We start from the raw sequence: 13,552 nt of genomic DNA on the forward strand, positions 1-13,552 counted from the left end.
TCGCACTGTTCACAAAGAGCATTACGCAAGTCACACGCCAACTACACCACACTTGTTGTTAATTAAATGTAAAACTATGATTACCAAGCGATAACAAACCAAGTGAGCGATGTTTGAGCGGATGTATGGTGTGAACACCAATGTTCAAGTGTTCCAAAATGGCACACCCTCACTGTGACAAAATGGTACAGTCATGGAACTTCAACACATTAGCGATAACAACTGGCTTTCAACTTCATGGATCCGAAGTGAACAGGCGGGTTTAAAACAGCGTCGACGCCCTGAAGATATTCGAGTGACACCAGCGACACTTCAAGATAGGCGTCACCAACTCAACTTCTTATTGGAAACCGTCACCCAGTTTGCTCTCCCGCTGTTTAATCAGCTTTTTGCTCATAGTGACAGCCGCTTAATTCTGACGGATGCCGACGGCGTCATCATCGGCAGTTGGGGACAACCTAAGTTCCGCGAAAAGTTGACAAAAATAGCGCTAAGCTCTGGTGCGTGCTGGCAAGAAAAGGTCAAAGGCACCAACGCGATTGGGACTGCGATAGTTGAAGCAAAACCGGTATCAGTCATTGGCGATCAGCACTTTATCCAACACCATCGTTTTATTAGCTGCTCGGCCAATCCTATTTTCGATCATCTTGGTCATTTGATTGGCGTGCTAGATATCACCAGCGAACAAAAGAAACATGATTTCTCAACGCAAGTGCTGGTACAAAACATGGTTCAGCAAGTTGAAAATCAATTGCTTAACTTGATTCCACAAGGGCATATTCGTGTGGATTTGGCATGTGAGAAAGGCTTACTGAACAGTGGGTGGCAAGGGATTATCATCGCCAATGAAGATGGACAGATTCTTGCGCACAATCAAGTTGCTTCTCAGCTCCTTGCTCAGCAAAACGTCATCGGGCAATCGCTCGACAACATTCTTTTTATCCAAAGTGACGAGCACCCTTTCGTGTTCAAAACAAAGCCGCTGACCGACAAAAAAGTGAAGTCTCGTTCCGTTACCGCCTCCAATGATCTGCATTATGGTGATTCCACTGTCGAGCATTGCTGGCAACAAGCCAATCGCGTTATCGATAAAGACATCAGCTTACTGATTCTCGGAGAGACTGGAGTTGGTAAAAATGAGTTTGTGAAAGCACTACATAAAAACAGCCAGAGAAAAACGGGGCCGTTGGTTTCCGTTAACTGCGGCGCACTACCAAAAGATTTGGTTGAGTCCGAATTGTTTGGCTACGTGGCTGGTGCATTTACTGGCGCAAACAGCAAAGGCTATCAGGGAAAAATTCGCCAAGCACACAAAGGGATTTTGTTTCTGGATGAAATCGCAGATTTACCCTTGGAAGCTCAAAGCCGCTTGCTGCATGTATTGCAAGATAAAACCGTGCTTCCTGTGGGTTCAAACCAAAGTGTTCAAGTCGATACGCAAATCATCGCGGCCACGCACAAAGATCTCGAGAACTTGGTTAGCGAAGGATTGTTCCGTCAAGATTTATACTATCGCCTCAATGGTTTGATCATCGAATTGCCTCGCTTTGAAGAACGAGATGATAAGCAACAACTGATCGAGAATATCCATCGACGTCATGCTGAATCTGAACAACAACTCTGCCCTCACCTACTTTCTCTAATGCTTTCTTACTCTTGGCTAGGAAACTTGCGTGAACTCGATAGTTTAATCAAAGTATCCGCGTTAATGGCGCAAGGTGAAGAAACGTTGGAGCTCGCTCACGTACCGACTCACCTGAGTAAGAAGCTCAGCCAAGCTCAAGACGTAACAACCGCTGCAGAGCCAACATTAAAACTGCGTGCAACCGTCGAAGACAAACTGCTTAAAACATATCAAGCAAATCAGGGCAACATCAGTAAAACCTCTCGCATGCTTGGCGTCAGTCGAAATACGATTTATAGAAAGCTGAAAGGCCTCGGCATATTGGGTTAATCCATAACCTCAGATACAAAAAGAGCACCTTTGCGGTGCTCTTTCTATTTGAAACCTAGCTTACAGGCCGCCTTGTTGTTGCGCCTGTTTTACTAATGCCTGACGTTGAGTTTCCTTCTCAGAGATCACTCGGTTGTCCTTGTGTATTTCCTGATCCAATTCTGCCGGAATGAAAACAAAGTACTTGTTAAGAATCATCTTAGAACCTCAATTTGTTGTGTTAATCACCTTCTTGGTCAACGTAAACAACACCAGAAAAACACGTTTTACTGGATCCTTGTAGCTGGTTTCAAAAAATAGAGGATGTTCATTTATTAAACATCCTCCATGTGGGCGCTAATTATAGGCGTAGTTCAAAGGCTTACCTAGCACTCTTTTTCGCCTTTCTTGCAACCTTAGTTTCATTCTCAAACCTGATGCAATCACACATATTCAATAAGGTACTGTTAAAAAAAGAAAAGTGATTTTCATCGTGACTGATAATGAGGATGAGCTTCCCGGAATTATTGACTTGAAATTACGCCTAGTAAACTCGAAGGCTGCAATAATAGCGTTAAAAGGCCTTAATCCGCACAGCAAAAACTTTGAAGTGATAGACAAATGCATTCATATATTTGTAAATCCGTTTATGGATTTGTCTACCAGTTCAATATTTCACCTTTTTTGAGAAATCTTTAGCCGCTTTTTTGTGTGAAACGCCAAAAAAGAACAGACAATCAAAGCGTGGTATATGACCACACTTGTCTATCCCCACTCAGCTTTGGGAGGCGTTTATGAAAAGTAACAAACTTGGCCATGTGATGTCTTTCAGCAGAATGTTTTCCTTCATTGCGTTTTTGACGGCTACATTCGCATGGATTCTCAGCATGTATGCCCTATTTACTGTTTCTGTAGTGGCTCTTGTGGTCAGCGCAATTCTCTACCTCAAAGACAGGTTTTATCAAAACAAGAAAACGACCATAGAAAAGAGCGCCTAGGCGCTCTTTTCTATTGAATGTAATTTTCCTGTGACTTGATATAGTTATCAATCCGTTCGAGTTCGTGAAAATAGCCATATACCGCAATGCGATTAATCTCAGCATCCAAGCAAAGCCTCTCATCTTTCACCATAGCTTCAATCGACATCCCACTGGACGCGATTGTGAAAGGTGGGCACGCTGAGTAACCATTATTTTCTGCAATATACTTCAATCGCCCAAATTCCAAAATTTGAACTGGAATAGCAACGATAAGGGACAAGACAACTGTTATGGTTATCACTTTAATCGGCACTTTGACTAACTGTATCATTCGATCAAATAAAATATAAACCAATAATGTAGGACACAAGAGTAAGCTTGCGATACTTAAAACATATGATGCATCAATGTAGACCACTTGAAAGCCACTACTGAGCTGAAGCGGTAGAGATTCGAAAGCGAAATGATGATAAAGGCGATAAATGGAGTAAATGATTAGTAATATGAAAATAAGCAACACGAAAGCTGTGTGAAATGGATGCTTCTGTTGTGTCATTTCTATTACCTTGACCTTGTAGTTGAGGAGATGCAAGAGAGCGGCTTAGCTTCATCTTCGAAAAGAAATATTAAACTGCTAGCAAAAGCATGCTCTCCCATTTCTGAGAAGTGCGTGACGAATCAACGTTTAATGTAACTTACAAATCTACCAATATCTCAATATCTTACGGACACAAAAAAGGATGCCACTTGGGCACCCTTTTGCTTTTATCCGTTTACTGACTGCGGATTAAACGTCGTAAGTTGTAGACGCTGTGTCGCCGCCAGTACCAGTCCAGTTCGTGTGGAAGAATTCACCACGCTCACGGTCGATACGCTCGTAAGTGTGAGCACCGAAGTAGTCACGTTGAGCTTGCAGTAGGTTCGCAGGTAGACGAGCTGTTGTGTAACCGTCTAGGAATGTTAGTGCAGAAGTCGTACATGGCATTGGGATGCCTGCTTCTAGAGACTTAGCCGCCACTTTACGCCATGCTACTAGGCTGTTTTGTAGGATACCTTTGAAGTAATCATCAGAGCCTAGGAATGCTAGTTCTGGATTCGCTTCGTATGCATCACGGATGTTGCCTAGGAACGCGCTGCGGATGATACAACCACCACGCCACATAAGAGCAACGTTACCGTAGTTTAGGTCCCAGCCATTCTCATTTGATGCTTCGCGCATTAGCATAAAGCCTTGAGCGTAAGAGATGATCTTAGACGCTAGAAGCGCTTGACGTAGTGCGTCAACCCACTCTTGCTTGTCACCTTCTACTGGCGTGATTGTCTTGCCGAACAGTTTCTCAGCTTCAACACGTTGATCTTTCAATGCAGATAGACAGCGAGAGAATACAGACTCAGAGATTAGCGTTAGAGGAATACCTAGATCTAGAGCGTTGATACCCGTCCATTTACCTGTACCTTTTTGGCCAGCAGTGTCTAGGATTTTCTCAACGAGAGGCTCACCGTCTTCATCTTTGTAGCCAAGGATGTCAGCCGTAATTTCAACAAGGTAGCTGTTTAGCTCAGTGTTGTTCCACTCAGCGAATACCGCTTGCATCTCGTCTGCAGACATACCAAGACCGTCTTTCATGAACTGGTAAGCTTCTGTGATCAGCTGCATGTCGCCGTATTCGATGCCGTTGTGAACCATCTTAACGAAGTGGCCCGCACCGTCGTTACCAACCCAATCACAACAAGGCTCGCCTGCATCAGTTTTCGCAGAAATACCTTGGAAGATAGGCTTAACCGCTTCCCAAGCTTCTGGAGCGCCGCCAGGCATGATAGATGGACCGAAGCGCGCACCTTCTTCACCACCAGATACACCAGTACCGATGAAGTGGATACCTTTTTCACGTAGTGCAGCAACGCGACGGTTTGTATCTGGGTAGTTCGTGTTACCACCGTCGATGATGATGTCGCCTTTGTCTAGTAGAGGGACTAGAGCGTCGATGAACTTGTCTACCACGTCACCCGCGCGAACCATTAGCATCACTTTACGTGGCGTTTCTAGCTTCTCTACTAGTTCTTCTAGAGAGTATGCACCGATGATGTTCGTGCCTTTTGCTAGACCTTCCAGGAACTCGTCTACTTTAGCAGCAGTACGGTTGTGAGCGACCACTTTGAAGCCGTGATCGTTCATGTTTAGGATAAGGTTTTGACCCATTACCGCTAGGCCAATTACACCGATATCACCTTTCATTGTTTCTCTCCAATTTTGTTTCATTGACGAGCAGCGTTTAAGCAATTTTTGCTGCTGCGTCCAAATCTAAATACCATTCCGTCAGACCAGATTTCGCTTGAATCTTAGCCGCTGGGTATGGCAGTGCGTGTGCAGGTGAACTGTTGATCTCTTCAACGATGTCCGCTTTTCCTGCACCAAGCACTAAGTAACTGATGCGTTTTGCTGCTTCTAAAACGCGTGCCGTTTTTGACACACGAAGCTGGCCCGACTCAGGATGAGACGCCACAAGAGATAGGTTCGCATCATCATAATTGGTTTGGCCAGGGAACAGAGAAGCTGTGTGACCATCTGCACCAACACCTAATAAGATCCAGTCAAACACAGGGGTTCCGTTTTCAGTCGGAATCACCTCTGACATCTCTTTCGCAAAGCGTTCCGCTTCCACTTTAGGGTCATCTTCACCGCGTATACGGTGGATGTTTTCTGTTGGAATGTTTACTTGGCTAAACAGTAGCGCGTTCGCTTCTCCGTAGTTGCTTTCCGCATCGTCAGGTGCGACACAACGTTCGTCACCCCACCAAAAGTGGAGATTTTGCCACTGAATAGAGGTTGCGTAAGCCTCTGAAGCCAACAGTTTGAACAGCATTTTAGGAGTGCTGCCGCCAGAAAGAGAGATGTGAACAGGTCGGCCCATTTCGCTGAACGCTTTCATGTCGTTAGCTAGGCTTTCAACTACCTGCTCTGCTGTTTGGTAGATCTTATGGTTGATCATAGTTCACAGTAATCCGTATCTGTTAAGTTTTTACATGGGAAGCGCCAAGCGCGACCATCACGCTGTAGCAGGTCGTCTGACTCTTTAGGACCCCATGTGCCGCATGCGTACCCGAAGAGGGATTGTGGATCTTGTTTAAAGTCTAAAATTGGCTGTACGTACTGCCAACACGCTTCCACCGCATCACTACGTGCAAATAGCGTAGCATCACCATTCAATGCATCAAGTAGAAGACGCTCATACGCAGTTAGCATTTGCGTTTCTTGTAGGTCAGCGTAATGGAAGTTCATTTTCACTTCTTTCGCTTCAAAACCTGCGCCTGGCTCTTTCAAGCCAAAGCTCATTTGAATGCCTTCGTCTGGCTGAATGCGAATGATCAGCTTGTTTTCTGGTGCGTTTTGACCAAACACTGGGTGCGGTGTTTGTTTAAAGTGGATAACCACTTCAGTCACGCGTGTTGGAAGACGCTTACCAGTACGCACGTAGAATGGCACGCCATTCCAACGCCAGTTGTTAATGTAGGCTTTCAAACCGATGTAAGTTTCGGTACGAGAATCATCTGCAACCCCCGGCTCTTCACGGTAGCCACGTAGACTTTGTCCACGAACTTCAGAAGCGGTGTATTGACCTAATACTAGATCGTTACGCAGAGCGTTTTCGTCCAAAGGTTTTAAACACTGGAGTACTTTAACAACTTCATCACGCATCGAATCTGCATTGATCTGTGCTGGTGGCTCCATACCCACCATCGCCAATACTTGTAGCAGGTGGTTTTGGAACATATCGCGCACGGCACCCGAGTTGTCGTAGTAACCACCACGCTCCTCTACGCCGAGGAATTCTGCGCCCGTGATTTCAACATAATCAATGAAGTTACGGTTCCAAAGCGGCTCAAACATCGCGTTTGAGAAACGAAGTACAAGAAGGTTTTGTACCGTCTCTTTACCTAAGTAATGGTCAATTCGGTAGATTTGATGCTCTTGGAAGTGCTCGTGAATTTCTTTATCCAGAATACGCGCTGATTCAAGGTCATAACCGAATGGTTTCTCAATAATCAGGCGTTTCCAACCATCTTCTTCTTTGTTTAGGCCGTGTGCTGCAAGACTTGCAGGAATCACACTGTATAAACTTGGTGGGGTTGCTAAGTAGAAAAGCGTATTGCGCTGATCGAAACGATATTCGTCAGCAAGTTGGTCTAAACGAGAAGATAGCTTACTGTAATCTTGTGTGTCAGAAGTATTGATAGCTTGGTAGTGCAGATGGTTAATAAATGCATCAAGCGTTTCTGGCTCAGTCTTTTCCATTTCCTGAAGCGATTTTTTCAGCTTCGCGCGGTAAGACTCATCACTGTATTCAGTGCGACTTACACCCAGAATGGCAAAATTTTCTGGAAGCTGCTTGTTCGCATAGAGGTGGTATAAAGCAGGAATGAGCTTACGGTATGTAAGGTCACCTGAAGCACCAAAAATAACGATGCTGCTGTTTTCTGGTATTACCATCATCTTTCCCTTAAAAACGAGGTACTTATTGTGTGCCCGGATACGGCTAAAGGATGAGCCAACCCTATCAATGGCACCTCAAAATAGAAAATTGGTCTTACCTATTACGTTGATAGGTAAAGTCTATAGGCCCAAAGAACCTCAAGAAGTAGCACTCCCAAATCTGTTGGAAACACGACGTATTAAGGTCATTTAGGTCACTTATGTCTCAAAAGTACACACTGTACTCGCTGGAGGAGAGTCCGACACGGTGCAGTATTGTCTACGACTATTTGATTTACATCAACACTTGCCAGTGCAAACGTTTAAATAAGTTGCACAAAACATCATAAATATTTGTATTTTATGGATAAAAAAAGTTGCACTAACGTAAGACAAAAATTAAGCAAAAACTCTAATATGGACAATCCTTATCCACCCTTGCAATCCATTACAATTTTATTGTGATCTATGTGGCCTGAATTTTATCCTCTCACTCTATTGATAATGATACTCAATTAAAGATAATGAGGATACTATTAATGCGAAATTAGAATGTCATGAAACCAAGCACAAAGAATCTGCACCCGATAAACCGAATACACTCTGTGCTTGATTACATTCACAACAATCTAGATATCGCACTTAGTGTGGATGAAATCTCGAAAGCAAGCTGCTGGTCACGTTGGCAACTGCAACGCGTTTTCCAGCAACACACTGGCGTGTCCGTCGCTCACTATATTAGAGAGCTTAAACTAAGCCTTGCGGCTGAACGCTTAATCCATACATCAGATCGCTCGTTAGATATTGCGATAGAAATGGGGTTTGCTTCTGAACATGCATTCAGTCGAGCGTTCAAAAATATGTTTTCAAAGAGTCCTCGAGATTATCGTAAAGCTCAGCAACTAACGGGCTTGAGGCAACCTTTAACGTTGCGCGATACACCAGAAGACGAAAATAGACATAAGTGCTTTATCGAAGTTCGAATAGAAACAAAACCTGCTTTTGTGCTTGCTGGTTATCATGAACCTATTTATGGATTGTTTTCCGCAACGCCCAACTTCCAATCCAAAGTGCCCTTTCTGTGGTCACAGCTCTATTCATCTGAAAACCATACTCATCTGGAAAGAAAATATCTTGGTGTGATTGACGTAACAAAAGCGTATTCAAGCAACCAGCAACTCGATTATTGGGCAGGTTATGAGTACAACTCAGCGTCAAGAACTTCAATATCCAAAGGCTCTACGCAAGAACCAGATCTTCTGGTTGTTCCTGAGCAAACCTACGCAGTGATTACGCACATAGGTAAAGCATCAAATCTAGCGGCGACGCTTGAGTGGTTCATTTTGCACTGGCTCCCCTATTCCAATTATCACGGTATTGATGGCTACGAGTTAGAAGTTTATCCAGAAGACTATGATGTTGAGAGCGAGAATGCCCAAATGCATTACTGGATACCTGTCAAACCGAACGAAGCCATGTCCATTAGATAGAAGCCTAAGCACTTAGGTTCTAGCTTTGCACCAAATTGTTAACTTTTCCTATTTTTTCGCTATAGAATGCAAACAACAATCATTATCAATAAAAGTAGTGGAATTAATAAATATGGAAAGTCCGAATCGATTTCATCGTTCTGCGGTTGCAGTCGTGGTATCCGCGCTTATTGCTGGTCACGCCAGTGCCACTGAGAGCACTTCTCAGCACGAAACTATCACAGTACTTGGCGAAACATACCGAAACACCGCAACTAAAACCGTTTTAGAACCGGAAGAAACGCCGCAAGCGATCACGGTAATCACTAAAGATGACATGGACCTGCGCGGCGTAAACTCGGTGAGCGAAGCATTGCGTTACGCGCCTGGCGTAAATACAGAGCTGCGTGGCGGTGCCGTTTCCCGACTTGACCTATTCAATATTCGTGGTTTTATTAACTACACCAACTTTTATGATGGTCTTCCTTTGCTGTACAACGGCTGGAACCTTCAACCTCAGGTCGATTCCGTTGCCCTTGAACAAATCGAGGTTTTTAAAGGGCCAACGTCTGTTCTTTACGGCAATATTCCACCAGGAGGCATGGTCAATATTATCGCCAAGGCGCCTCAGTCAACACCTTCGCACTCTGTCTCGATTAGTACTGGGACTAACAGTCTAAAAGAACTGACGTTCGACACCACAGGACAAATTGGTGATTCTAATGTTGATTACCGTATTATCGGCCTCGCAAAACAGCGAGATGGTCAAGCCGATACGTCTGAAGACGAACGTTATGTCCTCGCTCCATCTTTCAATTGGCAAGCGACAGAAAGCACCTTAGTCAACGTGAATGTTTACTATCAAAATGATCCATCAGCAGGTATCTACACTACCGTGCCAGCGTCTGGCTCAGTGATTGACAACCCACTTGGTTCGATGTCGCCAAGCACTTATTTGGGGGATGAGGACTGGAACACTTACGAACGCGAAGTTCTGATGATGGGTTATAAAGTCCAACACGACTTTAACAACAATTGGCAATTTCTACAGAATGCCCGCTACATGACCGCCGATGCCTATCAGGAAAACACATATAACGGTGCACTTGAAGCGGATAACCGTACCGTTGGTCGAAATGCTTATTTAACCGATGAAAAGTCCAAATCCTTTGTGATTGACAACCAACTATCTGGCTACGTTAAAACAGGAAATTTTGAACATAACTTATTGTTCGGGCTTGATTATCAGTATCTAGATTCAGATGTAAAATACAAAGACACGCTTGGGTATTCGATAACTCAGGACATTTTTAATCCTGACCACAACAGCATTGATCGTAATGCACTGAATTTCCAATACAAACAAAACTTAGATATCAAAACGAAGCAAATTGGCGTTTATTTGCAAGATCAAGTTCGTTACGACCAACTTGTAATGATTGCAGGTCTTCGTTGGGATAAATACGATTCAAATACAGACGGCGTGAGCGATTACCTAGGAACAATATCCAACAGCAAGGAAGAGTTAGACGACACCAACGTATCTTTCCGAGTCGGCGGTTTGTACGAGCTCGACTTCGGCTTATCCCCATACCTTACTTACTCCGAGAGTTTTGAGCCGATCGCGGGTGCAGATGCCACAGGCAAAGCGTTTGAACCATCAACCGGGCATCAGTGGGAACTCGGTTTTAAATACGCGCCATTGCCTAGCGATATTTCGGGTAATTTAGCGTTCTTCCATATTACGAAGAAAAACGCGATCTTGACCGATCCGAATAATCCATATGCACCGAACTATCAAGCGGGCGAAGTGGTATCACAAGGTATTGAACTTGAGGCAAAATGGCAAGCCACAGCACAAGCTGATTTCACTCTAGGCTACACGTATACCGACATGGAGGTTACCGAAGACAGTTATTACAACCAAGAAGGTAAAACGCCGGTTTGGGTGCCTGAGCAAACGGCCTCTCTATGGGCCAACTACTTCTTCGAAGGAAATCTTTCAGGCCTTCGTACCAGTGCTGGCGTTCGCTATGTCGGAGAAGCACAAATTGATGCTCAAAACAGCGAAAAAGTGCCTGACTACACCTTGTTTGATTTAGCAGCAAGTTACGATTTCTCAACAGTATCTGAATCAATGAAAGGGGCTAGCGTCACCCTTTCAGCAAGCAATCTATTCGATAAAGAATACTATTCTTGTTACGACAAAAATAACTGTTGGTTTGGCGCTGAGCGCTCTATTGAAGCGAAATTAGAATATAATTTCTAACTCCTCAGCGCGAAAAAGCGATGGTTTGTTTAAAACAAGCCATCGCTTTCATTTCGTATTTAGCATCAAAACCTACGTTACCGTATCACTTTCTTATAGCACCTTTCCGGCCTACCTACCGACCCATAGTTTAAATCAGCCTCTAGTTCACCAGTGCTGATCAGATACTCCAAATAGCGCCTTGCCGTTGTTCGGCTCGCACCAATCTTTTCGCCTGCCTCATCAGCGGTAAGCACACTACCATTTGGGAACAACTCTCTGATCTTATCTAAGGTTACACCATCAATCCCTTTCGGTAATCGGTTCGGCAAGTTGTCTTGATTGGCGTGAGACTGCAGCATTTTATCAACGAGGTTCTGATCCAAACTCTCTGCGATGTCTAGTTGTTGGCGTTGGGACACATACTTTTTCAGTGCGGCGTCTAAGCGTGGAAACATCACTGGTTTGAGTAGGTAATCAACGACTCCCCCTCTCATTGCCTGTTGTAGCGTATCGACATCCCTTGCCGCGGTAATCAAAATGACGTCACAAGTTTGGTTGTTCGCACGTAATGTATTGAGTATCTCAAGCCCTGTTCCATCAGGAAGGTATACATCCATCAACAACAGGTCTGGCTTAAGAATATCGAGTTGCATTTCCGCTTCCATTCTCGTGGTCGCAATGCCGACCACTTCCAAACCTGCCAATTGGCTTAAGTATTTGTGGTGCAGCTCAGCAATAGCAAGATCATCTTCAATGATCATTACGCGAGTCGCCATACTCATAATTGTTCTTCCTTGGGTAAATACACCGTTATTCTTGTTCCATAATTTGTGTTGGGCATCATCTCAACATGGCCGTGATATCGAGTAGCCAGCTGGTTGACTAGATGCAATCCTACCCCCCGATTTTGACGAGATTTCGTCGACACCCCTTTTTTAAATAGCGCCTGCGGCTCTATATCGCTTGGTAAACCACAGCCTTGATCTATCACCTCAAGTATCACTTCATTTCCGTAATCGCTCACTGACACATCGATATTTCTGCGATCCGATGCGACATTCGATTCATCACGAATCGAGGTTAACGTTGCGTCAAAAGCGTTATCAATTAAGTTGCCCAGAATGGTGACAAGGTCTTCCGAATTTAGCCACTCAGGCAGAGGCTCCAAACGGCTGCCTTCTTCAACCACCAGCTGTAAGCCTAACTCGCGAGCACGTTCAGTTTTTCCAAGCAACATACCTGCAATTAACGGGTCTTTAACGGTGTCTCTTAAAAATTCGATCATCGCTTGATAGTGTGCGGTTTCTTGCCCAATTAACTTTTGTACGGCATCCAGCTCCCCCATCTGAACTAACCCGCTAATGGTGTTTAGCTTATTTCGATGCTCATGGGTTTGCGAACGTAATAAATCTGCATATTCTTTGGTTTGTGATAACTGCTCGGTTAGGTCATTGATTTCATCCCTTAAACGGAAACTCGATACTGCCCCCACTATTTTTCCATCCACATAAATTGGCGAACGGTTTGCGATCAGACGTTTATGATTAAGGAATATCTCAATATCATGATCTTCCTGTCCGGTTTCTAGCACCGTATATAAGTCACTATCGCGTAACGTCTCAGTCAACGGTTTATTAAGAGCTGCCTCTCTATCAATACCGAGAATCTGACAGGCGCTACGATTGATCGAACGAAGTATCCCTTGGGCATCAATACTTAACACGCCCTCTTTTATGGTACTCATCGTCACTTCTAATTCGCCGTACAACCGCCCTATCTCTTCAGGCTCGAACCCCAAAATGGCGCGCTGAAACTTTCTCGACGCATAATTGGATACAATGGCATTAGCGACAACAACTACGATGACCATGAAGATCAAAAAGGCCAAAAATGGCTCGATGCGGTCTTGCAGCCGGTCGAGCAAATAGCCAACCGAAACCACACCAATGATGTTCCCTTGCTCGTCAAAAATCGCAGCTTTACCACGAACTGAATAACCTAACGAGCCCTGTGCCGTCGAAACATAAGACAATCCCTGCTCTAGCGCTCGACGATTGTCGCCACCTCTCATTGGTTTACCCAACCGCTCATCAACGGGGTGAATTAAGCGCACTCCCTTATGGTCGCCAATAACGATGAATGCAGCACCAATGGCTTCGGTTAATTCTCGGAAACGAAGTTGGTATGGCTGAGGATTTTGGGTTGTGACCATTTCGCGAACAACGGCGGAGTCTGCTAAAAAACGGGCAACACCCAGTGCTTTTTCTCCCATTTCTTGCTCTTGATTGATTTTGAGATAAGTGAATCCTGCAGCGACAAGCAATAGAAGCTCTATCAACCCCGACAGCGTCATAATAATGAGCATTCGCTTACGAAAGCTGATCGTTTTCCAACTCATTGATACATCCTTATGATTCACTCCCAAGCGATTACGTTAACACTCAGTTA

The 13,552-nt window shown here is 44.4% G+C and carries 11 protein-coding genes; 4 read left to right on the forward strand and 7 right to left on the reverse strand.

The genetic code is table 11. The annotated features are described in order from the left end of the window. The first annotated feature begins 193 nt into the window (after positions 1-193). Entirely contained in the window at positions 194-1,954 is a 1,761-nt protein-coding gene (locus FKN08_RS05350; protein ID WP_170891481.1) for a sigma-54-dependent Fis family transcriptional regulator, read from the forward strand. Positions 1,955-2,014: 60 nt separating this feature from the next. Here FKN08_RS05350 and FKN08_RS05355 read toward each other — a convergent pair whose 3' ends face one another. Further along, positions 2,015-2,152, reverse strand: a complete 138-nt coding sequence (locus FKN08_RS05355; RefSeq protein ID WP_170891482.1) for a hypothetical protein — start codon at positions 2,150-2,152, stop codon at positions 2,015-2,017. A gap of 575 nt (positions 2,153-2,727) precedes the next feature. Here FKN08_RS05355 and FKN08_RS05360 point away from each other — a divergent pair. Further along, complete coding sequence (locus FKN08_RS05360) at positions 2,728-2,931, forward strand: hypothetical protein (protein WP_140146393.1); 204 nt, start codon at positions 2,728-2,730, stop codon at positions 2,929-2,931. Positions 2,932-2,941: 10 nt separating this feature from the next. On the opposite strand, the gene FKN08_RS05365 is transcribed toward FKN08_RS05360, so the two are convergent. The 4 genes from FKN08_RS05365 to zwf all read right to left on the reverse strand — a co-directional run bounded on the left by FKN08_RS05365 (position 2,942) and on the right by zwf (position 7,402). Then, positions 2,942-3,469, reverse strand: a complete 528-nt coding sequence (locus tag FKN08_RS05365; RefSeq protein ID WP_170891483.1) for a hypothetical protein — start codon at positions 3,467-3,469, stop codon at positions 2,942-2,944. A gap of 231 nt (positions 3,470-3,700) precedes the next feature. After that, positions 3,701-5,149: a decarboxylating NADP(+)-dependent phosphogluconate dehydrogenase gene (gene gnd, locus FKN08_RS05370; RefSeq protein ID WP_170891484.1), complete on the reverse strand. Its 1,449-nt coding sequence runs from the start codon at positions 5,147-5,149 to the stop codon at positions 3,701-3,703. 37 nt (positions 5,150-5,186) lie between these two features. Then, positions 5,187-5,903, reverse strand: coding sequence for a 6-phosphogluconolactonase (gene pgl, locus FKN08_RS05375; protein ID WP_005397368.1), 717 nt, complete (start codon positions 5,901-5,903; stop codon positions 5,187-5,189). After that, complete coding sequence (zwf, locus tag FKN08_RS05380) at positions 5,900-7,402, reverse strand: glucose-6-phosphate dehydrogenase (RefSeq protein ID WP_005397367.1); 1,503 nt, start codon at positions 7,400-7,402, stop codon at positions 5,900-5,902. Before zwf ends, pgl begins: the two co-directional genes overlap by 4 nt. A 539-nt stretch (positions 7,403-7,941) precedes the next feature. On the opposite strand from zwf, the gene FKN08_RS05385 reads away from it, so the two are divergent. Together FKN08_RS05385 and FKN08_RS05390 are read left to right on the forward strand one after the other, a co-directional pair. After that, a complete protein-coding gene (locus FKN08_RS05385) occupies positions 7,942-8,874 on the forward strand; it encodes an AraC family transcriptional regulator (RefSeq protein WP_170891485.1) in 933 nt (310 codons plus the stop codon). A gap of 112 nt (positions 8,875-8,986) precedes the next feature. Next, complete coding sequence (locus FKN08_RS05390; protein WP_170891486.1) at positions 8,987-11,122, forward strand: TonB-dependent siderophore receptor; 2,136 nt, start codon at positions 8,987-8,989, stop codon at positions 11,120-11,122. A gap of 77 nt (positions 11,123-11,199) precedes the next feature. Here the strand turns inward: FKN08_RS05390 and FKN08_RS05395 are convergent, their stop codons facing one another. Continuing rightward, positions 11,200-11,886, reverse strand: a complete 687-nt coding sequence (locus tag FKN08_RS05395) for a response regulator (protein WP_006741509.1) — start codon at positions 11,884-11,886, stop codon at positions 11,200-11,202. Then, entirely contained in the window at positions 11,883-13,502 is a 1,620-nt protein-coding gene (locus FKN08_RS05400) for a sensor histidine kinase (protein WP_145473944.1), read from the reverse strand. The genes FKN08_RS05395 and FKN08_RS05400 overlap by 4 nt, the downstream gene beginning before the upstream one ends. Between the last annotated feature and the right edge of the window lie 50 nt (positions 13,503-13,552).

Source organism: Vibrio sp. 1-2 (7-a), assembly GCF_013048515.1.
Classification (GTDB): Bacteria; Pseudomonadota; Gammaproteobacteria; order Enterobacterales; family Vibrionaceae; genus Vibrio; species Vibrio diabolicus.